We start from the raw sequence: 22,684 nt of genomic DNA on the forward strand, positions 1-22,684 counted from the left end.
ACAAAGTAAGAGTATGGCTTAATACGCGATACTCTTTTTTGTATCGTTGTTTCTCTATGTATTTTTCGTTACACTTTGTATAAGGGAGTGATTTTCTTGTTTAAATTTACAGATTTAAATGGTTATGGTGTCACTTTATCTTTTAAAAAAGAGGCATTTGAAATAGAACCGACGCATATTTTAATATTAGCTAAAAAACAAAATCAGTGGCTATTAACGAATCATCCAAAAAGAGGACTTGAATTTCCGGGTGGCAAGGTAGAGGTAGGAGAAACCTTAACAGAAGCAGTTATTCGTGAAGCGTATGAAGAAACAGGAGCTACCCTTACGAATATTGAGTGGTTTGCTTCTTATTATGTGCAATGTGAAGAACCTTTTGTAAAAGCAGTCTATACAGCAGAAGTACAGTTGCTAGATGAAGATTTCAAAAGATACGAAACATTAGGGGCTGTTCTTTGTCCAACAGAAGATTTAATGAATGAAGAGCATTTAAGCTTTTATATGAAAGATGCTGGAATGAAGAAGATGCTAGAGAAGGAGAGCGAACGCGTGTGAAGAATGCCATGATTGTAACGGAACGAATTTATCCATCACCTAGTCCACATATTCGATTAACAGAAATTACGTATTGGTCTGAGGGAGTTCGCGTGAAAGGAATGCTAGCAGAACCCGTACGAAAAGGCGATTATGAAGGCGTTCTTTATTTACGTGGTGGTATTCAATCAATCGGTATGGTACGTCCTGCACGAATTGCTGAAATTGCATCACAAGGTTTTGTTGTTTTTGCACCTTATTACCGAGGAAACCGTGGTGGAGAAGGCAAGGATCAATTTGGTGGAGTAGATGTATATGATGCTGTTCATGGAGTAGATGTACTAAAAAGGCGATATAATTCTTCAAAAATTCATCTATTTGCATTCTCACGCGGTGGGATTATGGCATTATGGACAGCTATTTTACGAGATGATATAACCTCTGTGGTCACATGGGGAGGTGTGTCGTCATTAGAATTAACGTATGAAGAACGAGTCGATATGCGTCGTATGATGAAGCGAGTAATTGGTGGTACACCGAGTCGTGTGCCTGATATTTATAATAAGCGCTCTGCTTTAAAACAATTAGAACACATTCATGCACCAGTCTTAGTTATTCATGGTGAAAAAGATTTGAATGTTCGAGTGACACATGCACATCTTTTAGAAAAGTTGCTAAAAAAACATCATAAAAGAATAGAGACATGGTACTATCCTGAGTTGAATCATTTCTTTCCGGGTAAATTAAACCATCAGGTTCTTGTAAAAGCACTACAGTGGATGAAAAGACAATGATGGAAGGGTGAATATGAGTGGGTTATTTTCGTGCGAAAATTGATATTAATCAAAATGGTCATACACCTTTTTCAAAAAATTATTGGTATTGGGAACGATTATGGAATCGATACGCAGTGAAATTAGCAGAGGTACAAGTACAATGTTGGAATGAAGAAACTAAGCAAATTCATGAGCTACACGCAGTAGCAGAGAATACACAACAAGAAGGACTTGTGCATATTCATTCAATTGAACTCACAAAGGAACATTTTTTATTTTTGCGAGATGATTCATATGATGGACGAAAATTAAAATGGTTTATGATGACTTTTACAGATTGTGAAGGTGTTGAAAGATTAGAGATTCGTGATTATGGTACAGAAGTGATTTTTAATCAAATATCGATTGAAGATGCACAGCCAGTCATTGAGCTTTTCCAAGAAGGAAATGCGAATGCCGTGTTTGTAAAAGATGAACAAGATTAATTAATTTTTTAAAAAGGAAGAATTATGCTTAGGCGTAATTCTTCTTTTTTAATAAACGTTTTAAATTTAAGTTTACAAATTTATAAACAAAATGTTATATTGTTTATATAAATAGGAGGTGTATGATGGAGAAAGATATATTTGAGCAGGCGACTGTCGAACAATTAGTAAAAGGTTTTATAGAAGATGAACAAAGCTATACATGTATTTTTTGTGGTGATGTTATTGAAAAGGGCATTATTTACCCACACAATGAGCGTTTATTAGAAGCACAAAAATATATGGAAGTTCATATTCAAACGCAACATCAATCACCTTTTCATTATTTTATTCAGCTTAATAAAAAAATGACGGGGTTAACAGAACAACAAAGCCATGTAATGAAAGCTTTTTATGAAGGTAAAACAGATCAGCAAATTCAGCAAGAATTAGCGATTGGTAGTGCCTCTACAATTCGCCAATATCGTTTTGCATTGAGAGAAAAAGAGCGCCAAGCAAAAACATTTTTAGCGATGATGACTTTATTAAAAGAACAGGAGGAGAATCCAGTGGAATATGTGCCAATCCATGCAACAGCTACAATGGTAGATGAACGCTATCATGTAACGCGTGAGGAGGAAGAAGAAGTACTAAGAAAACTTTTCCCGAATGGTTTAGAGGGACAATTAGTGCGTTTCCCCAAAAAACAGAAGCAAAAAGTAATCGTATTACGCGCAATTACATCGATGCTTGATCAAACGAAAAGATATACAGAGCAAGAATTAAATGCAGCGATTGCTAAATATGATCCGGATTATGTAACAATTCGTCGTTATTTAATTGAATATGGTTTTGTAGACCGAGAAAATGATGGTAGTGCTTATTGGGTGAAAAAATAAGAAAAGAGATGAATGGAATGGATCAACGAAAAATATTAAAAGAGCAGTATAAAGAAATAAAAATTGAAGCAGGTATTTATACGATTACAAATAAGCAAACTGGAGACATATATATCGGTTCATTAAATAATCTAAAACGATTGAACGGAATTATTTTTCAATTAAATAGCGGAACACATATGCATAAAAACTTACAACAAGCATGGAAAGAACAAGGCGAGTCGGCTTTTGAATGTGTAGTTCGAGAAATATTAAAAGAAGAAGTAATAGAAGAACAAGGTATGAAAGAAGCTCTGGAAAAAACGCAGGAAAAGTGGTCAAGTCAATTAGGTCATACAATTTCATTAAATTAAACAACAATAAAAGAGGCTCTCTTTGGGAAAGAGCCTCTTTTCTATTTAAACCATATGATATTTGGGTGTAACTAATCTTAAACTAAAGGAGCGCCTTTTGTTGCGATATCTTCAGCTACTTCACCGAATTTTTTGAAGTTCTCGTGGAACATACCAGCAAGTTGTGTTGCTTTGATGTCATAAGCATCTTTATCAGCCCAAGCATTGCGAGGATTTAATAATTCAGTTGGTACGCCTTCAATTGAAGTTGGAATTGCTAAACCAAAGAATGCATCTTTTTCAGTTGGTACATCATTTAATTTACCTTCGATTGCAGCATTAACCATTGCACGTGTATAAGAAAGTTTCATACGTGTACCTGTACCGAATGAACCACCAGTCCAACCAGTGTTTACTAGGAATACATTAACATTATGTTCATCAATTTTCTTACCTAACATTTCAGCATATACTGTTGCTGGTAATGGTAAGAATGGAGAACCGAAGCAAGTAGAGAATGCTGGTTCTGGTTCTACAACACCACGTTCTGTACCAGGTGTTTTTGAAGTGAAGCCAGAGATAAAGTGATACATTGCTTGTTCTTTTGTTAATTTAGAGATTGGAGGTAATACACCAAATGCATCTGCAGTTAAGAAGATGATTGTATTTGGGTGACCTGCAACAGATGGTAATACAATATTATCAATATTCGTAATCGGATAAGCAGCACGTGTATTTTGAGTAGGTGTTTCATCATCATAATCTGGGATACGTGTTTCTTCATCTACTACTACGTTTTCAAGTACTGTACCGAAACGAATTGCGTTATAAATTTCAGGTTCTTTTTCAGCTGAAAGGTTGATTGTTTTTGCATAGCAACCACCTTCAATGTTGAATACGCCATTATCTGACCAACCATGCTCATCGTCACCAACTAATTTACGGTTTGCGTCTGCAGATAAAGTAGTTTTACCTGTACCAGAAAGTCCGAAGAATAAAGTTGTATCACCTTTTTCACCAACGTTTGCTGAGCAGTGCATTGATAAAATACCTTGTTGTGGTAATAAGTAGTTCATAATACCGAAGATTGATTTTTTCATTTCTCCTGCGTATTCTGTACCGCCGATTAAGATAATTTTCTTTTCAAGTGAAACCATAATAAATGTTTCTGATTCTGTACCGTCTATAGCTGGGTTTGCATGGAATGTTGGAGCTGATACGATTGTGAAATCAGCAATATGGTTTGCAGCTTCTTCTTCTGTTGGACGAATGAATAGATTATGTGCAAATAGATTATGCCAAGCATATTCGTTCACAACGCGGATTGCTAAACGTGTTTCAGCGTCAGCACCAGCAAAACCTTTGAATACGAACACTTCTTCTTTTTCTTTAAGATAATTAATTACTTTTGTATAAAGGGCATCAAATACTTCAGATGAGATTGGACGGTTTACTGAACCCCAATCAATATGATCTTTTGAAGACGCTTCTTCAACCATAAACTTATCTTTAGGAGAACGACCTGTATATTTACCTGTGTTAGCACGTAATGCACCATCAACTGTTAAAATCGCTTCACCGCGAGATGTTGCTTTTTCAACTAATTCTGGAACAGTTAGTTGTTCTTTAATGTTATTACCTGATAGAAGTGTGTTCAGTTCATTCATCATTTCTACTGAATTCATAATGTGTATATACCATCCTTTTTTCGTATTTATTGTACCCACAAATGTGGTTAGTCATCATTTATGGAATTAGTATAACACATTAAAAGAATTAGTCTATACTAATATGATATGTTTTTTTATTTTTTTAACATTTTACCATGTTTAGGACAAATTATATATATACTTTATTTAAAACACTCTATATATAGGTATAACATTTAAGTCATATTCAGATTGAGGTTGACATCGACGTATAATTCTACTAACATAGGCTATGAACGGATACTCTTATCCCGAGCTGGTGGAGGGTCAGGCCCTATGAAACCCGGCAACCTGCATTTCATTTCACGAGATGCGCTGGTGCTAATCTGAATGCAAGGATTCATTCCTTGAACGATAAGAGTGAAAGGTGCTTACGAAATAACCCCTTTCTCTCATACTGTATGAGTGAGAGGGTTTTTTTATTTCAAAATATATGGTGGTGGAACAACTACCTTTTTATTACGTATATACTGGCACTTTCTATAAAAAATCCTCGTGTAAAAAGCAGCATAGGCTGGCTTGGAGTTTTTTCTACATTTATATAGAAGAAACACACATGGATAAAGAGTACCGTATCTTTTTTCGAGGCGATCTCGTATAGGAGGAAACCAATTATGGCTCAACGTCGATTATTTACATCAGAAAGTGTTACGGAAGGACACCCTGATAAAATTTGTGACCAAATTTCAGATGCGATTTTAGATGCAATCATCGCAAAAGATCCAAATGCTCGTGTAGCATGTGAAACAACTGTTACAACAGGACTTGTGTTAGTAGCAGGAGAAATTACAACATCTACGTATGTAGATATTAAAGGAATTGTTCGTGAAACAGTTCAAGAAATCGGTTATACACGTGGTAAATATGGTTTTGATGCAGAAAACCTAGCTGTACTTGTGGCAATCGGTGAACAGTCACCTGATATCGCACAAGGTGTTGACCAAGCTTTAGAAGCACGTGAAGGAAGCATGACAGATGAAGATATCGAAGCAATCGGTGCTGGCGACCAAGGTTTAATGTTCGGTTATGCAAATAATGAAACACCTGAACTAATGCCGCTACCAATTAGCCTAGCGCATAAATTATCACGTCGCTTAACAGAAGTTCGCAAATCAGGATTATTAAAGTATTTACGTCCAGATGGTAAAACACAAGTAACGGTAGAATACGATGAAAATAACCACCCTGTACGTGTGGATACAATCGTTATCTCAACACAACATGATGAGGAAGTAACATTAGAACAAATCAATGAAGACCTTCGTAAACATGTGATTGCGGAAGTTGTACCTGCTGAATTATTAGATGCAGATACAAAATACTTTATTAATCCAACAGGTCGCTTTGTAATTGGTGGACCAAAAGGTGATGCAGGTTTAACAGGTCGTAAAATTATTGTTGATACTTACGGTGGTTATGCACGTCATGGTGGTGGTGCATTCTCTGGTAAAGATGCTACAAAAGTTGACCGCTCAGGTGCTTATGCAGCGCGCTATGTAGCGAAAAACATCGTAGCTGCTGGTCTTGCAGATAAAGCAGAAGTACAGCTAGCATATGCAATCGGTGTAGCACAACCTGTATCAATCGCAATCGATACATTCGGCACAGGCAAAGTAACAGAAGCAGAACTTGTAGAAGCTGTTCGTGAATTATTTGACTTACGTCCAGCAGGTATTATTAAAATGCTTGATTTACGTCGTCCTATATATAAACAAACAGCAGCTTATGGTCATTTTGGACGCACGGATTTAAATGTTCCATGGGAAGCAACAGACAAAGCAGATGCATTAAAAGCAAAACTTTTAAAATAATAAAGTAAAATGGTAGGAGTCATGCAAAAACATGAAACTCCTGCCATTTTTTTATCTTTCACATCAATTTTTAGCAGTATAAAATAGTGTAAGAATGAGTTTTCAAATATACTATGCGCGATTGGTACGCATAAATATTCGTATAAAAAATTACACAACTAAGTAATTATTCGGTCGAATGTTTTTTTATAATTTACGAAAAGATCCGATTCATGCAATGAATTGGTCGAATACATTAATCGAAAAAATACATTTAAGATGAGTAAAAAGCATGCGAAAATATTTAATGCAAATGGCACAATCAATATAACCATTCGTAAAAATATATTTTATTATTTCAATTCATCTGTTTTGTTTACACTATATGTAAACAATGGTGTTGGCACGAATAAGTTGATTTACTGTGAAGTAACAGAAAAAAATAAAAAAGATTTATTAACAAATACACTTCAAAACATGTTGAGTAAGATGATTTATATAAAATATAATGTCCAACCAGATGGCTCACGTCAAACTGACCGTGTCTATTTTCCGGAAAGTGTACTAAGAAAAACGATTTAAAAATACTCTAATAGAGTAAAATCAAAGTATCTAAAATTAAATCATTTGAACATATAAAAAATAATTCAAGCTATTCTCACAACTGCTATTCGATATAGTGATAAGATTTACAATAAGCTGTTTCATTTTTTCTTGCTTATTTCTATTCGCTTTGCAAAATGAAAGTTGACACTAATGGATAGTCCCGTATGGTTACGAAAAACTATACGGGATTTACTGTATTAAAAACATTCTTATCTTACGCTCTTTTTGTATTTTGATTGAAAATTCCTAGGTGTTTTATGAGTAAAATTATGGAATAAGGGAAAATAATGGAGATGGTAAAAAATGAATAAGGAGGTATGGTCTGATATTTTATATGCGTATGAAAATAGAGGGGGGTGAATAAGAAAAATACGTATAGTAGCATATGTACTATTTAAATAGAAGAAACTCTATTTAAAAGCCAGATTTTACAGACTATTTTAGAAGAAGTTGAATTTAGAATTGAGTATTGAAGAAAAGAAGAACAATGTTATAATGGGTAAGAAGTTTTTCCTATATAATATATGAGTAAACTCCTTCAATCGAAAAGATTTACAATTCAAACGAATAGACTGTGGTTTTGTAAGGTTTATGTCGTTTGTTTGTGACTTTTTCCATTTTCAAGAGTTTTTCGTGTAAGAACGACCTATTTTTTGCAGTGTATTCTAGAATTTATAAAAAGTTGCAAAAGAAATATTGGTTTATGAAAACTAATTAAGTTATTAAAAGGTAATTATATAGTTCTAAAGTAACTAAAAAGTGCTTGAAAATTGCTAGAAATAGAAGTCGTCCACAGAACGTTCAAAAACTTTCAAAGAAAATGTGAAATTATAGATATTTTTATTCTTTTCGGTAGATATTAGGTTTATAATTCATTTGAATTGAAAAGAAGGTTGAATGCTTCTTAGTGTAAGAAGAGGGTTAGAGAGCTTGGGTTGCTTTACTCGTCTTATACTTCGTCTTAACAATCGTTTTAGTTTAACTTATTTTCGTTCTATAGCAATTATAAAAGAAATTAGAACGACTCAATGATTAAGACGAATAAGAGTAAAAAATGTTCAATCATCTCAGCAGTTCATAAACTTGCTTATTCTACATAGAATAGGTTAGGGGGAAACACTTCAATATCCATTCAACATTCTGCACTTAAATTAAAAGAAGGTTGTTTTAGAAGGGAGTACAACATGAGTAAAAAAGTGTTAATTATGCCAATCGTTGCAGGTTTGTTAGCAGTGTTTTTATCTGGATGTGAACCACTAATGGTACTAAATCCAAAAGGACCTAACGCACAAACATTATCGAACACGATCTGGATCTCTATCGGGACAATGTTATGTGTATTAGCAGTTGTCTATGTTTTATTAATCAATATGTTAGTTAAATACCGTGCTGGAAAACAAGCGGCGGACTATGAGCCACCACACGAAGCAGGTAACCACAAACTAGAAATTTTCTGGACAGTTATTCCAATCCTAACAGTTGCTTTCTTATCAGTTGTAACAATCATCACATTAAAGGATGTAGAAAGTAAACCAGAAGGTTACGGAGACAAGAAACCTCTAGTAATTTATGCGTCATCATCACAATGGAAATGGCATTTCAGTTATCCTGAAGAAGGAATTGAAACTGTAAACTATGCACATATTCCAACAGATCGTCCAATTGAGTTCCGTTTATACTCATATGGTACAATCACAAGTTTCTGGGTTCCACAATTAGCTGGTCAGAAATATGCGATGACAGACATGTTAACAACAATCCATTTAGCAGCAGACCACGAGGGAGACTATTGGGGTCGTAACTCGAACTTCAACGGTGAAGGATTCGAGGCAATGCAATTCGAAATCACTGCTCAAAAACAAGGTGAATTCGATCAGTGGGTTAAAGATGTAAAAGCAAATGAACCAAAATTAACAGAAAAAGAGTTCAGTAACTTACTTAAAGCAAGTGTTGTTGGACGTAAGAGCTTCTCTTCTACTCATTTAGGTTTCTCTTCACCACCTATGGATCACTCTAAGATGATGGATGCTGAGAAATATAATGAATCTAAAAAAGCTCAAAATGGTAATTTAGATTTAGATTCTCACGACATGGAAGAAATGGACGATATCGGTGAATAATCCGATTACATTGATACAACATGTTATTTACTAAATAGTAGATGTATGAAAGGAGTTAACCAAATTGTTTACCAAAATGACAATGAGTGAAGTATTTGCACCGCTTAAAGAACCACTGATCATGGGTACGGCGATCGGTATTTTAGTTGGTGTAATCGCAGTAGTTGCAGGTCTAACATATTTCAAGTTATGGGGTTGGTTATATACTAACTACGTAAAGACAGTAGACCATAAAAAAATCGGCGTAATGTACATTTTCGTAGCATTACTAATGTTATTCAAAGGTGGGGTTGAGGCGTTATTAATGCGTGCTCAAACTGCTGTTCCGGATAATAAATTATTAAACTCTGAACACTACAATGAGATTTTCAGTACACATGGTGTGTTAATGATTATCTTCGTAGCAATGCCATTCTTATTTGGTTTGTTCAACGTAGTTATTCCACTACAAATTGGTGCGCGCGACGTAGCATTCCCACGTCTTAACGCATTATCTTTCTGGTTATTCGCAATGGGTGCAGTGTTAATTAACGTTTCATTCATCATTGGTGGATCTCCAAACGCAGGTTGGACTTCTTATTTCCCACTTGCAGGTATTGAATTTAACCCAGGCGTAAACAATAACTATTATGCTTGGTCACTACAAATCTCGGGTCTAGGTACATTAATGACAGGGATTAACTTTGTAACAACAATCGTGAAAATGCGTGCTCCAGGTATGACATGGATGAAAGTTCCAATGTTCACTTGGTCATCATTCATCGCAAACATTATCATCGTATTTGCATTCCCAGTGTTAACAGTAGCACTTGTAATGATGACAATGGATCGCCAGTTCGGTACTAAATTCTTCGCTACAGAAGATGGCGGTATGGACATGCTTTGGGCGAACATCTTCTGGGTATGGGGACATCCAGAGGTATACATCGTAATTCTTCCAGCATTCGGTGTATTTAGTGAGGTAATCTCTACATTTGCTCGTAAAAACTTATTCGGTTATGGTTCGATGGTTGCTTCTATGATCATCATCTCGTTACTATCATTCTTAGTATGGGCTCACCATTTCTACACAATGGGTCAAAACGTAGCAGTAAACGGCGTATTCTCAATCACTACAATGTTAATCGCAGTTCCAACTGGGGTTAAAATTTTCAACTGGTTATTAACAATGCGTCATGGTCGTATTACATTCACAACACCAATGTTATATTCTTTAGGCTTTATTCCAATCTTCACAATCGGTGGGGTTACTGGGGTAATGCTAGCAATGGCAAGTGCTGACTATCAATATCACAATACATTATTCTTAGTTGCCCACTTCCACTATGTATTAATTCCTGGTACAGTATTTGGTGTACTAGCTGGTTACCACTTCTGGTGGTCTAAAATCTTCGGTTTCCAACTTAAAGATTCAATCGGTAAAGTTGGTTTCTGGTTAATTGCAATTGGTTTCAACGTAACATTCTTCCCTATGTTCATCTTAGGTTTAGATGGTTACGCCCGTCGAATGTACACGTACTCAGCTGAAACAGGCTATGGTACATTAAACATGATTTCATTCATTGGTGCATTAGTATTAGCTCTTGGTTTCTTAGCGCTTTGCTACAACATCTACTACAGTGTTCGTCACAGAGAAGAATTAAAAGTTACTGGCGATCCATGGGATGGTCGTTCACTTGAATGGGCTACTCATTCTCCAGTTCCTGAGTATAACTTCGCAGTTATTCCAAAAATTTCTCGTCTTGATGAATTCTGGTTTGCTAAAAAAGAAGGCCGCGATTTACAAGCAGGCGAAATTAAAGATATTCATATGCCTAATGACTCTGCCGCGCCATTCTGGCAATCAGTTGTTATGGGATTAGCATCATTCTTCTTCGTATTCAACGAAATTGGTATCGCAATTATCTTAGGTATTGTGACACTACTATTCATGGCTTACCGTTCATTTGAAATTGATAATGGTCGTCATATCCATGTTGAAGAAATCGAAGAAACAGAGCGTAAGCTAAAAGAAACAGAGCGTCAATTGAGAGGTGACCGATAATGTCAAAACATAATAATTCAGTGCCATTGGAGTACCAAGGTGAAGAAAATGATTTGAAAATCTTCGGTTTCTGGGTATTCTTAGGCGCAGAAATTGTTCTTTTCGCAACTTTATTCACAGCGTATTTCACATTAGTTGACCGTACAGGTTCAGGTCCAACAGGCGTTGACCTTTTTGAATTACCACCAGTAATTCTAGAAACATTCTTACTTTTAACATCTAGTTTCACAATTGGTTTAGGTGTTCACGCAATGCGTTTAGGCCGTGTTAAACCAATGATCGTATTCTACATCATTACATTAATTCTTGGTGCAGGATTCATCGCGGTAGAGGTAGATGAGTTTATCACTTATATCTATCACGAAGATGCTACGATTCAAACAAGTGCATTTACTTCAAGTTTAATGACTTTACTAGGTACTCACGGTGCCCACGTATCGTTTGGTTTACTATGGGGAATTGCGATTATTATTCAAGTTGCTAAGCACGGTATTAATAAGCGTACTGCCAATAAAGCGTTCATCTTCTCTTTATACTGGCACTTCCTAGATGTTGTTTGGATCTTCCTATTCAGCTTTATTTACTTGAAAGGAATGATGTAAAATGGCACAATTATTTCCAAAAGAACATGTCCTTGGGTTTATTGGATCAATCATTTTAACAATCGCTGCACTGTCCGTTGTGCAGTTTGATGTATCATTAACAGCAGGTTTAGTTATTCTTTGGGTAACAGCACTTGCTCAAGCTTCATTGCAACTAGTACTATTCATGCATATTGGTGAAACAGACGATAAAGGTTCAATTTACGTCATTACACTATATTCAGTAGTTATTGGTTTAGTAACAGTATTCGGTTCATTATTCGCTATGATCTGGGGATACTAATTTACAGAAGAATAAAACCAGCCTTTCGGGTATCCCCCTAGGAAGGCTGGTTTTTTCTTTTGATAGTATAAATAATAAAAAGAAGATGCTAGTTTAAGAGAAGCACCTTCTTTTAGTTTTTTTAGGAAATAGTATTTTAAATGTTAAAAAAAAGAAGTGAAGGGTATAAAAATACTAAGGTTATTTCTTTTGAACAGATTTATAGTATTGTCCTTTTTCATAATATTCGTTTAAAATGCGCTGCATATCTTTTTTATCCTCTTCATTTAATTCACGTACAACCTTCGCAGGGCGACCAAATGCAAGTGTATTCGGTGGGATCACTTTACCTTGTGTTACAAGACTACCAGCACCGATAAAAGCACCTTCGCCGATTTCAGCACCATCTAAAACAATCGAAGCCATACCAATCAAAGCCCCTTTTTTAATATGACAGCTGTGAAGTGTTACTTGATGTCCAATTGAAGCTTCGTCTTCAATAATTAATGGATGAGCTGGACTTTGGTGTAAACAGCATAAATCTTGAATATTTACCTTTTTTCCAATGATTGTAGATGACACATCACCACGAATCACAGTATTATAAAAAATAGATGAACCTTCTCCAATTGTCACATCACCTGTAATAACAACATTATCACCGATGAAAGCAGTCGGATCAATTTTTGGTTCTTTTCCCTTGTATGGGTATAACATATTCATCCCTCTTTCCTTTGAACTGTAACATAATCGTATCAAACATCATGGATTTATGGAACGAAAAAGTAGAGGAATGCGTTACAATAAGAATGAGTACTATGAAGGAGAGAAGTTTATGTGGAAATGGGAAGCAGACGGACATGCAAAAGCAGTTATTGTAATCGTACATAGTGCGTATGAACATCATAGAAGATACGCATGGTTAATTGAAAAATTTCGTGTAGCAGGTTTTCATGTGATCACAGGGGACTTACCTGGGCATGGTGAAGAAAGTAAAGTGAAATCCGCCCATGATGAATATTTAAAACAATATGAAAAATATATAAAGTTAATGATTTATGAAGCGACACAATATAACTTACCATTATTTATTTTAGGGCATGGTCTTGGGGCAACATTAGCGATGTATGCAGTAGGTGAATTTAAATATGAGATTGCAGGAGCCATCTTGACGTCACCTTGGCTACATTTACAGCATCAACCATCAAAATTCGCTGCAGCCTTAAAAGGAGTGAGTAAGATTGCAGGGAGCTTTAAAATGCATCATGAGATGAATACGAAGCTTTTATCACGTAGTTATGAGTTTTATACAGAAATGGGACGAGACCCTTATTACAACTCTAATGTAACCATTCGTTGGTACCATGATGTTCAACAATTTATGAAAGCCATTTATCAATTAGAAAATCATTTTAAAGACATACCTGTCTTAATGATGAATGGAAAGAGCGATAAAATTATTGATATTCAATACAATCGTCAATGGTTGGAGAAACAGAAATTATCTGAGTATGCTTACAAAGAGTGGGCGAACTGTTATCATGATTTGTTCCAAGAACCAGAACGTGATTTGATTTATCAATATACAGAAGATTTTATTTTGAACAGACTACGAACAATAGGGTATATCGTTTAAAAAGGAATTATGTCACGTTTTATAAGTGGCATGATTCCTTTTCTTTTTTCTGTAGTTTACTCTAGAAATACAAAAATATTAAATATATATAAAACACATAAAATAAAGGTTTAAAAATGACTTAATTGTATTCTCTGAAAGTACAATTAGAGGAAAAATGTATGAGTGAGCGAAAAAATGTAGAACTATCTCTTTAAAAAGACATAATACTTTTATATAATAGAACAATATAGTAATTGACAAAAACGTACGTTTAATATGTTTTATATTTAAAATGTTCGTATTTAGGAGGATTTACATGGAAGCAATCATTAATACCATCTATGAACTACTCTGGGGTCCGTGGATGATTTACGGTATTCTCATCGTGGGACTTATATTTACTGTGAGAACTAGGGGAGTACAAGTTCGATTCTTAAAAGATATGTTCGGTCAAATTTTCACAGGCAAAAAATCAGATGCAGGTGTTTCATCATTCCAAGCGATGACAATGGCGTTATCAGGTCGAATAGGGACGGGGAATATTGCAGGGACAGCAACAGCGATTGCTTTCGGTGGACCTGGTGCAATCTTCTGGATGTGGGCAATTGCTTTCATTGGTTCAGCCACAGCTTACGTTGAGTCGACACTTGCGCAAATTTATAAAGAAGAGAAAAACGGTGTTTATCGTGGTGGCCCTGCTTTTTACATACATAAGTTCACAGGTAAACGTTGGCTAGGTATGATTTTTGCCATTGCAGCATTAATCGCTATGTCATTTTTACAACCAACCGTTCAAGCAAATGCGATTGCTGATGCGATGTACAATGCATTTGAGTTACCAAAATGGGTTTCTGGTTTAGTAGTTTGTGTAATTTTAGGTGCAATCATTATTGGCGGTGTAAAACGAATCGCAACTGCTGCTTCAATTATTGTTCCTTTCATGGCGATTGCATATATTTTAGTGGCCGCAATCATCATTGCAATGAATATTTCAGAAGTGCCATACATCTTCGCTTTAATTTTCAAAAGTGCTTTTGGTGCTGAGCAAATGTTTAGTGGTATGGTAGGGGCTGCCATTGCTTGGGGTGTAAAGCGTGGTATTTATGCGAATGAAGCTGGTCAAGGTACAGGACCACATTCAGCAGCAGCAGCAGAAGTATCACACCCTGTAAAACAAGGTTTAGTACAAGCGGCTTCAGTTTACTTGGATACATTCTTAGTTTGTACAGCAACAGCCTTTATGATTTTGTTCACAGGTATGTACAATGTACAAGAAGATGATGGCAAGGGAACATTTATTGTAGAACATCTACCTGGTGTAGAAGCAGGAACAGCCTTCACACAACATGCTGTAGATGCAGCATTCCCAATTGCAGGTTTTGGTACAATCTTCGTAGCTTTTGCTCTATTCTTCTTTGCCTTTACAACAACGATGGCTTACTACTATATTGCTGAAACGAATGTGGCGTATTTATTTGATGGTAAAAAACAAAAAATCGGTGTGCGCGTTGTACAGATTGTTATTCTTTTAGCTACTTATTTTGGCGCTGTACGACCAGCAGCGGCAGCTTGGGTGCTTGGAGATATTGGTTTAGGGATTATGGTATGGGTGAACGTCATTGCGATACTATTTATGGCAAAACCAGCCGTTCTTGCTTTGAAAGATTATGAACAACAAAAACGTATGGGGCTAGATCCTGTATTTGACCCACGAAAAGTTGGGATTAAAAATGCGACATTTTGGGAGAAATAAATAATGAGCGAGGGACGATTTACGTAATCGTCTCTCTTTTTTTATTGTGTAATCATAGTATTTTAATATAATTTTTGAGAGAATAGAGATAGTTTTGTAAAGAAAGAAGGAATTTGATTATTATGGAAAAAATGTTCGGTACTGCCGAGTTCGCTATACAAGTTGGCGTAACGAAATCTTCACTCAAGCATTATATTTCGATATTAGAAAATAGTGGTTACCATGTAAAGCGAGATCACCGAAATTATCGTTTATTTACGGAAGAAGATGTACATGTTTTTCAAAATTATAAACAGTTGCATCAAGAAAAAGGCATGACATTAAAAGAAGCAGCAGCTGTTATTATTGGCGATGATACGATTGTGCAAGATGCAGAGATGTTACCAGCTAAACGAGAGTATCATACACAAGTTGTTGAAAAATACGATGATTTATCAAAAACAATGGAATTACTGGCAGATCATATTCAAGGTATTGAAGCGCAAAATGCACAATTGCTACAACTTATACAAATGCAACACCAACAAAATGAATGGTTAAAAGAAGAAATGAGTATGATGAAGCATCAATTAGAAGAGCCAAAAGTGGATTATAAACGCCAGTTGGACCGCGTTGAATCACAAAATAGTGCAATCATGTCAGTGTTAAATAAATTAACCGTTCAAAAATTGAAAGAAGAAGTACAAGAGGTTGAACCAGAGCCGACTGGCTTTATGAAAGGTTTATTTAAAAGAAAATGAAAAAATAACCCACGAGATTCCTTTAAAATCTCGTGGGTTATTTTGATTACATTAAAATCTTATTAAATTTATCGGAATAAATAGTTGCAATTCGAGATAATATAAACTATAGTATTTCCATAGGAATTAATTGACTGATGAATCAGTTAGGGGATTGGTGATGATGACAAAGCGGATTACGAGAGAAGAAAGAAAGCAGCAATTGATTGAGATTGCATTAGAACAATTCGCGACAGTTGGTTATACGAAGACGAAAATCTCAGACATAGTTGCGTTAGCAGGTGTATCACAGGGCACTTTTTATTGGCACTTTAAAAGTAAAGAAGAAATAGCGCTCTATATTTTAGAAAGAGGGAATCAGCAAATATTGCAAATGATTTCACTAGGATTTCAAAATACACGCGTTCCAGTAGAGCAGTCAGTGAATTCATCTACTCGATTATTTGAAGCACTGTTTCACTTTGCAGAAGAAAATCGCTTTTTTACAATGTTACTTTTTAAAGGCTTATCATCAGAAGAATTATTACAACAGCAAATTTTGCGCATTAAAAAGAATATGGAAGAAGCATTTGTGCATAACATTCAGCAAGCACAAAAATTTCATATGATAGCAGAACATAAAAATCCAAAAGTATTAGCGGTTTTTATTATGAGTTTAATTGAGGGTGTACTAAGTCGTTGGGTGGATCATGAAGCAGCATTTCAAGAGTTAACGTTAGAGGAACTCGTTCAACAGACGGTTCACTTTGAGTTTTTTGGCATTTTTGGTGTTTAAAAAAGGGAGGAATTATAGATGAAAAAATTAGGTTGGTTAGCATCACTTGTAGCAGCATCTGCATTAGTACTAGGAGCTTGTGGATCAAAAAACGATACGAGTAAAGAGGATGTATCGAAAAAAGAAGAATTAACAGTAGGGATTATGGGGACATATGCACCTTATAACTACTTAGATAAAGATAAGCAATATACAGGTTTTGATGTTGATATTGCAAAAGAAGTTGCAAAACGTTTAGATAAAAAAGCGAAGTTTGTCGCACAAGATTTTTCAGGATTGATTCCGGGCTTACAAAAAGGGAAGTTTGATATGTTAGTAAGCCAAGTAACGATTACAGATGATCGTAAAAAACAAGTTGATTTTACAGAGCCATATATTACAAATGAAGTAAAAGCTATCGTAAAAGATGATAATACAACGATTAAATCAGCAGAAGACTTCAAAGGGAAAACAATCGGTGTAGGTTTAGGTACAAACGATGAAGCATATCTTCGTAATGACTTAATGAAAAAAGTAGGCGAATTCAAAATTAATACGTATGACGATGTTATCACAACATTAAAAGATTTAAATGTTGGACGTATTGATGCAACGATTAATAACGTATTTGCTTTAAAACCGATTGTTGAAGAAAATGGCTATAAAATTAAAGCTGTTGGTGGAGCTTTAAAATCAGATAAAGCTGGTATCGCAGTGAAAAAAGGTCAAACAGAGCTAGTGGATCAATTAAATAAAGCGTTAAATGATATGGAGAAAGACGGAACATACACAAAAATCTATAAAAAATGGTTTAACGAAGAACCACCAGCAGAATATACAAAATAGCAAGGTAGGGACTAAATATGGAGCTCGTACTAGATAATTGGCGTTTCCTTTTACAAGGTGCCTACTATACATTATTGATTACCGTTGTTTCAATGTTTTTTGGTTTAATTTTAGGTTTAATCATTGCCATCATGCGTGTAAAAGGCAATACATTTTTACGTAATATTGCACGATTCTATGTCTCGATTATTCGAGGTACTCCACCGCTTGTTCAAATTTTCATTGTTTATTATGGATTGAGTGATTATGGTATTGAATTACCATCCATTGTAGCAGCTTGTATCGCGTTAAGTATTAATATTGCAGCGTATATCGCAGAAGCTTTCCGAGGTGCTTTACAGTCTGTACCAAAAGGACAATTAGAGGCAGCTGTTGCATCAGGTATGACAGAAGGACAGGCGATGAAGCGAATCATTATTCCGCAAGCAGTTCGCTACGCTATTCCACCAATTGGGAATACATTCGTCGGTATGTTAAAAGAAACATCGCTTGTATCAGCAATTGCTGTAACGGAATTAATGCGCGCGGCTCAGTTATTAGTCGCGCAATATTATGTATATATGCCGTTTTACATTATGATTGCTTTAATGTATTGGGCGATGAGTGTGTTCTTCACATTCATTTTAAACCGAGTTGAAAAACGTTTATCCGTTTATTAGGAGTGTCCATATGATTACAGTAGAACATTTATCAAAAAAATTTGATGAACTAGAAGTATTACATGATTTATCGATTACAATTCCAGCACATCAAGTAGTTGCAGTAATTGGGCCTTCAGGTTCTGGGAAAAGTACATTTTTACGCTGTTTGAATGGTCTAGAAATTTTAACAGAAGGTAAAATTACAGTCGGTCAACATACGGTTGAAGCCAATATGAATAAAAAAGAGTTAAAGCAAATGATTTATGGGATTCGTCAAGAGACGGGAATGGTATTTCAACAGTTCAACTTATATCCGCATAAGACGGTCATCGAAAATGTGATGGAATCTTTAATTGTTGTAAAAAAATTAAAAAAAGAAGAAGCGCAAGTACGTGCAGAGCGTTTACTTGACAAAGTCGGGTTACTTGAGAAATTAGATAACTATCCTTCGCAATTATCGGGTGGTCAACAACAACGAGTTGCGATTGCGCGTGCACTTGCGATGGAACCACAATTGATGTTATTTGATGAACCTACGTCAGCGCTAGATCCTGAATTAGTAGGCGATGTACTACGTGTTATGAAGAATCTTGCTGAAGACGGTATGACGATGGTGATTGTGACGCATGAGATGAATTTCGCGCGTGATGTTGCCGATCGTATCGTCTTTATGGCAGATGGTCGAATTGTAGAAGATTCACAAGACCCGAAAGCGTTCTTTACGAAACCAACAACAGAACGTGCACAACAATTTATTCGTAAAGTAAACGAATTTTAGGAGGAATAGAAATGAGAATTCAAGCAACTTGGCAAGGTGGACGTGCTTTTGAAGCAAAAGGCGATTCAGGATTTCCGATGTTAATGGATGCCACTGAAAAATATGGTGGCGATTCATCTGCACCAACACCAACAGAGATGTTATTGAGTGCTTTAGCAGGATGTATTGGTATTGATGTGACGATGATTTTAAAACCACATTTAGACCAAATTACAAAATTAGATATTACAGTAGATGGTGAACGTAAAGAGGAAATGCCAACTGCTTTTACAAAAGCACATATTACGTTCACAGTTGATGGTGATATTACAGCTAAAAAAGTATGGCGTGCGATTAAATTAGGTGAAGAAAAATATTGTGCGGTTTCCGCTTCATTAAAAGCAGAAATTACACATTCGCTTATTTTAAATGGTGAACAAGTTGAAGAAGTATAAATAAGATAGAAGGAGGCATCGCTCAATTGAGTGAATGCCTCCTTTTTATTTAGGAAATTCTTTTACTTTTTCAAGTGCGATAACGAATGGTGGATCATTTTGTTGATTGATGAATTCATAGCGCAGTACATGGACTTGTTTTTGAGGGAGAGAAGCGACGTAATCGAGTACGCGGTCACGTTCTTCTTTACCACCTTCATGTCCGTAGTAAATGACTAAGACAATCATACCGCCTACAACGAGTTGTTGAAGCAGTGATTCAAGTGCTGCCACCGTCGTAGAAGGTTTTGTAATCACATCATGTGCTGCACCGGGTAAATAACCAAGATTGAAAACAGCTGCTTTAATCGGTTTAGATACATAGTTGGCTACTTGTTCATGTCCATCAAGAATGACTTCACATCTTGCTTGTACACCAGCTTCCGCAAGACGATTCATTGTCGCATCAACAGCTTGTTGTTGTACATCAAATGCATAGACGCGACCTGTATCGCCAACAAGTTCAGCTAAGAATAATGTATCATGTCCATTACCAGCAGTGGCATCGACAACTGTATCACCGATTTCGATTGTATCTCTTAATAGAGTTTTAGCATATTGTAAAACACGTTCTAATCGCATGAAGACGTCATCTCCGCAGGTACATAGTGCTTACCTTGCCAACTATCATGTTTTGCAAGTTCTGCATCAATACCGTTTAATACTTCCCATTTATTCACTGACCACATTGGTCCAATCATTAAATCGATCGGTCCATCACCTGTAATACGCTGTACGACCATGCTTGGTGGAATGACTTCTAATTGGTCTGCAACAAGTTGCGTATAGGCATCTTGGTCCATTAATTCCAATTGGCCTTTTTCGTATTGTTTGACAAGTGGCGTTCCTTTTAATAAATGAAGTAAATGAATTTTAATGCCTTGTACATCTAGCTTGGCTACTTCACGTGCTGTTTCCATCATCATATCGTAGTCTTCAAGAGGGAGACCGTTAATGATATGGGTGCAAATACGAATACCATGTTTCCGGAGTTTATTAACACCTTCAACGTATGTTTGATAGTCATGCGCGCGATTAATTAAATTCGCTGTTTTTTCATGTACTGTTTGTAAACCTAATTCTACCCATAAATAAGTACGTTGGTTCAACTCGGCTAAATATTCAACAACATCATCTGGTAAACAGTCTGGACGCGTTGCGATACTTAGACCGACAACACCCTCACATGCAAGCGCTGCTTCAAATTTTTCTTTTAATACAGGAAGTGGTGCATGTGTATTCGTATAGGCTTGGAAGTAGGCCATCGTTTTGCCACCCTTCCACTTATGCTCCATCTTCTCTTTGATTTTAGCAAATTGTACGTCGATTGGATCTACACGATCACCTGCAAAGTCACCTGAACCAGCAGCTGAACAGAATGTACAACCGCCGAATGCTACAGTACCATCTCGGTTTGGACAATCGAACCCAGCATCAAGTGCTACTTTGAATACTTTTGAACCGAATTCATTGCGTAAGTAACGATTCCATGTATAATATCGCTTTCCATCTGAAGGGAAAGGAAATTGATTTTCTGTCATTGTTTCTGTCATCTCCTCTAACGATTTATTTTAACATGAAATGCTTTCGATATGCTAAAAAGTGTTTGTTAAAATATTTTTCGGAAATCGGAATATTTGGGGTTGTATCGAGGTGATTTCTCCTTTAATATTACGAGATAGATATCATCTCATTTTGAGATTATAGGAGGGGGTTTATGCATGAAAATGCCAAAAACAGTTTGGCTTTTAGTAATCGGAATGCTTGTAAATACGACAGGTAACTCTTTTTTATGGCCAATGAATACAATTTATCTGCATGACCACCTCGGTCAGAGTTTAACAGTAGCAGGGCTTGTATTAATGTTAAATGCAGCAGCTGGCGTAGTAGGGAATCTACTCGGCGGCTATTTATTTGATAAAATAGGCGGTTATAAAACGATTTTATTTGGTATTATTTTGACGATTGTGGGTCTCGCACTTTTAACGATTTGGCATGGATGGCCGCAATATGTATGGCTACTTGCACTTATTGGTTTTAGTGGCGGGATTGTATTTCCAAGTATGTTCGCGCTTGTTGGTGTTGCGTGGCCAGAAGGTGGCCGAAAAGGATTCAATGCCATTTACTTAGCGCAAAATCTTGGAGTAGCAGTGGGTCCTGTATTAGCAGGTGTTGTAGCTTCGTATAGTTTTGATTATTTATTTGTTGCCAACTTAATTATGTATATTCTTTTCTTAGGCATTGCATTCAAGTTCAAAAAAATCCAAACAGAAGATGCGTATGGTCCAACAGCAGCATTACCTAAAGGTGAGTTGAAAAATCGTGCACCACTCATTGCGCTATGTATTTTAGGTGTCGGCTTCTTACTTGGATGGCTTGTGTACTCACAATGGGTATCAACGATTTCAACTTATACACAAGATCTCGGTTTATCGTTAAAACAATATAGTGCACTTTGGGCTGTGAATGGCTTCCTAATCGTTCTTGGTCAGCCATTAATTGCACCAATTGTACGCAAATTAGAAGGGCGTTATAAAGCACAAATCTTATTTGGTTTATCCATTTTCATCGTGTCGTTTGTTGTATTAATTTTTGCAAAAACATTCACGATGTTTATTGTCGCAATGGTCATTCTAACATTCGGTGAAATGTTCATCTGGCCAGTCGTTCCAACATTGGCAAGTGTGCTCGCACCAAAGGGGAAAGATGGTTTCTTCCAAGGATTGATTAATGGTTTTGCGACATTCGGGCGTATGCTAGGACCGGTTGTAGGTGGTGTACTTGCGCAAGCTTATGGTATGCAAGTGACGTTTATCGTATTAATCGGTATTCTATTCCTTGCGGCAATTCCATTCTTCTTCTACGATTTTCCACTTAAAAGGAAGAAAGTAACGAGTTAAAGAAATGGACTTGTTATTTTAAGGCTTTTCAGATAAAATAAAG

General features: G+C 36.0%; 24 protein-coding genes and 1 riboswitch. Of the genes, 20 read left to right on the top strand and 4 right to left on the bottom strand.

Annotated features, from left to right (window positions below; all coding sequences use genetic code 11):
• Positions 1-96: 96 nt before the first annotated feature.
• The 5 genes from ytkD to ASO14_RS03905 all read left to right on the top strand — a co-directional run bounded on the left by ytkD (position 97) and on the right by ASO14_RS03905 (position 3,026).
• Positions 97-555 carry an RNA deprotection pyrophosphohydrolase gene (gene ytkD / locus ASO14_RS03885; protein ID WP_068451649.1) on the top strand — a complete coding sequence of 153 codons (459 nt, stop codon included), beginning with the start codon at positions 97-99 and terminating at the stop codon, positions 553-555.
• Between the two features lie 8 nt (positions 556-563).
• On the top strand, positions 564-1,328 hold the full coding sequence (locus ASO14_RS03890; protein ID WP_068457273.1) for an alpha/beta hydrolase family protein: 765 nt from the start codon (positions 564-566) through the stop codon (positions 1,326-1,328).
• Positions 1,329-1,345: 17 nt separating this feature from the next.
• Entirely contained in the window at positions 1,346-1,795 is a 450-nt protein-coding gene (locus tag ASO14_RS03895; RefSeq protein ID WP_068451660.1) for a hypothetical protein, read from the top strand.
• Between the two features lie 122 nt (positions 1,796-1,917).
• On the top strand, positions 1,918-2,673 hold the full coding sequence (locus ASO14_RS03900; protein ID WP_068451662.1) for a DUF2087 domain-containing protein: 756 nt from the start codon (positions 1,918-1,920) through the stop codon (positions 2,671-2,673).
• A gap of 17 nt (positions 2,674-2,690) precedes the next feature.
• A complete protein-coding gene (locus tag ASO14_RS03905) occupies positions 2,691-3,026 on the top strand; it encodes a GIY-YIG nuclease family protein (RefSeq protein ID WP_068451663.1) in 336 nt (111 codons plus the stop codon).
• A gap of 77 nt (positions 3,027-3,103) precedes the next feature.
• Here ASO14_RS03905 and pckA read toward each other — a convergent pair whose 3' ends face one another.
• A complete protein-coding gene (gene pckA / locus ASO14_RS03910) occupies positions 3,104-4,690 on the bottom strand; it encodes a phosphoenolpyruvate carboxykinase (ATP) (protein ID WP_068451667.1) in 1,587 nt (528 codons plus the stop codon).
• Positions 4,691-4,957: 267 nt separating this feature from the next.
• Positions 4,958-5,075: riboswitch (SAM riboswitch) on the top strand.
• 253 nt (positions 5,076-5,328) lie between these two features.
• Here pckA and metK point away from each other — a divergent pair.
• From metK to qoxD, 6 genes are all read left to right on the top strand, one after another.
• The gene (gene metK / locus ASO14_RS03915) at positions 5,329-6,525 is read left to right on the top strand and encodes a methionine adenosyltransferase (protein WP_068451670.1); all 1,197 of its coding nucleotides are present in this window, start codon (positions 5,329-5,331) and stop codon (positions 6,523-6,525) included.
• Positions 6,526-6,783: 258 nt separating this feature from the next.
• Entirely contained in the window at positions 6,784-7,086 is a 303-nt protein-coding gene (locus ASO14_RS03920; RefSeq protein WP_068451673.1) for a hypothetical protein, read from the top strand.
• 1,208 nt (positions 7,087-8,294) lie between these two features.
• Positions 8,295-9,230: a cytochrome aa3 quinol oxidase subunit II gene (qoxA, locus tag ASO14_RS03925; RefSeq protein ID WP_068451680.1), complete on the top strand. Its 936-nt coding sequence runs from the start codon at positions 8,295-8,297 to the stop codon at positions 9,228-9,230.
• Positions 9,231-9,306: 76 nt separating this feature from the next.
• Positions 9,307-11,274, top strand: coding sequence for a cytochrome aa3 quinol oxidase subunit I (qoxB, locus tag ASO14_RS03930; protein ID WP_068457275.1), 1,968 nt, complete (start codon positions 9,307-9,309; stop codon positions 11,272-11,274).
• Positions 11,274-11,876 carry a cytochrome (ubi)quinol oxidase subunit III gene (locus ASO14_RS03935; protein ID WP_068451683.1) on the top strand — a complete coding sequence of 201 codons (603 nt, stop codon included), beginning with the start codon at positions 11,274-11,276 and terminating at the stop codon, positions 11,874-11,876. Before qoxB ends, ASO14_RS03935 begins: the two co-directional genes overlap by 1 nt.
• A 1-nt stretch (position 11,877) precedes the next feature.
• Positions 11,878-12,159: a cytochrome aa3 quinol oxidase subunit IV gene (gene qoxD, locus ASO14_RS03940; RefSeq protein ID WP_068451687.1), complete on the top strand. Its 282-nt coding sequence runs from the start codon at positions 11,878-11,880 to the stop codon at positions 12,157-12,159.
• A 180-nt stretch (positions 12,160-12,339) separates the two neighbouring features.
• Here qoxD and ASO14_RS03945 read toward each other — a convergent pair whose 3' ends face one another.
• Positions 12,340-12,855, bottom strand: coding sequence for a gamma carbonic anhydrase (locus ASO14_RS03945; protein ID WP_068451689.1), 516 nt, complete (start codon positions 12,853-12,855; stop codon positions 12,340-12,342).
• A 118-nt stretch (positions 12,856-12,973) separates the two neighbouring features.
• Here ASO14_RS03945 and ASO14_RS03950 point away from each other — a divergent pair, with 118 nt between their 5' ends.
• The 8 genes from ASO14_RS03950 (at position 12,974) to ASO14_RS03985 (ending at position 19,702) form a co-directional block, all read left to right on the top strand.
• On the top strand, positions 12,974-13,774 hold the full coding sequence (locus ASO14_RS03950) for an alpha/beta hydrolase (protein ID WP_068451691.1): 801 nt from the start codon (positions 12,974-12,976) through the stop codon (positions 13,772-13,774).
• A gap of 298 nt (positions 13,775-14,072) precedes the next feature.
• Positions 14,073-15,509: an alanine/glycine:cation symporter family protein gene (locus ASO14_RS03955; protein WP_068451697.1), complete on the top strand. Its 1,437-nt coding sequence runs from the start codon at positions 14,073-14,075 to the stop codon at positions 15,507-15,509.
• A 122-nt stretch (positions 15,510-15,631) separates the two neighbouring features.
• Positions 15,632-16,249, top strand: coding sequence for a MerR family transcriptional regulator (locus ASO14_RS03960; protein WP_068451700.1), 618 nt, complete (start codon positions 15,632-15,634; stop codon positions 16,247-16,249).
• 163 nt (positions 16,250-16,412) lie between these two features.
• Entirely contained in the window at positions 16,413-17,024 is a 612-nt protein-coding gene (locus ASO14_RS03965; RefSeq protein WP_068451703.1) for a TetR/AcrR family transcriptional regulator, read from the top strand.
• A gap of 18 nt (positions 17,025-17,042) precedes the next feature.
• Positions 17,043-17,849 carry a substrate-binding periplasmic protein gene (locus tag ASO14_RS03970; protein WP_068451706.1) on the top strand — a complete coding sequence of 269 codons (807 nt, stop codon included), beginning with the start codon at positions 17,043-17,045 and terminating at the stop codon, positions 17,847-17,849.
• Positions 17,850-17,866: 17 nt separating this feature from the next.
• On the top strand, positions 17,867-18,508 hold the full coding sequence (locus ASO14_RS03975) for an amino acid ABC transporter permease (protein ID WP_068451709.1): 642 nt from the start codon (positions 17,867-17,869) through the stop codon (positions 18,506-18,508).
• Between the two features lie 10 nt (positions 18,509-18,518).
• Positions 18,519-19,268, top strand: coding sequence for an amino acid ABC transporter ATP-binding protein (locus tag ASO14_RS03980; RefSeq protein ID WP_068451711.1), 750 nt, complete (start codon positions 18,519-18,521; stop codon positions 19,266-19,268).
• 11 nt (positions 19,269-19,279) lie between these two features.
• Complete coding sequence (locus tag ASO14_RS03985) at positions 19,280-19,702, top strand: OsmC family protein (protein WP_068451717.1); 423 nt, start codon at positions 19,280-19,282, stop codon at positions 19,700-19,702.
• A 45-nt stretch (positions 19,703-19,747) separates the two neighbouring features.
• Here the strand turns inward: ASO14_RS03985 and ASO14_RS03990 are convergent, their stop codons facing one another.
• Positions 19,748-20,323 (bottom strand): tRNA 5-(aminomethyl)-2-thiouridylate-methyltransferase MnmM, encoded by a 576-nt coding sequence (locus tag ASO14_RS03990; RefSeq protein WP_068451720.1) that lies wholly within the window; start codon positions 20,321-20,323, stop codon positions 19,748-19,750.
• Entirely contained in the window at positions 20,314-21,282 is a 969-nt protein-coding gene (locus ASO14_RS03995) for a tRNA modification radical SAM protein MnmL/YtqA (protein WP_068451722.1), read from the bottom strand. Before ASO14_RS03995 ends, ASO14_RS03990 begins: the two co-directional genes overlap by 10 nt.
• Before the next feature lie 186 nt (positions 21,283-21,468).
• Here ASO14_RS03995 and ASO14_RS04000 point away from each other — a divergent pair, with 186 nt between their 5' ends.
• Positions 21,469-22,641, top strand: a complete 1,173-nt coding sequence (locus ASO14_RS04000) for an MDR family MFS transporter (RefSeq protein WP_068457278.1) — start codon at positions 21,469-21,471, stop codon at positions 22,639-22,641.
• Positions 22,642-22,684 lie beyond the last annotated feature (43 nt).

The sequence above is a fragment of the Kurthia sp. 11kri321 genome (genome assembly GCF_001534765.1).
Classification (GTDB): Bacteria; Bacillota; Bacilli; order Bacillales_A; family Planococcaceae; genus Kurthia; species Kurthia gibsonii.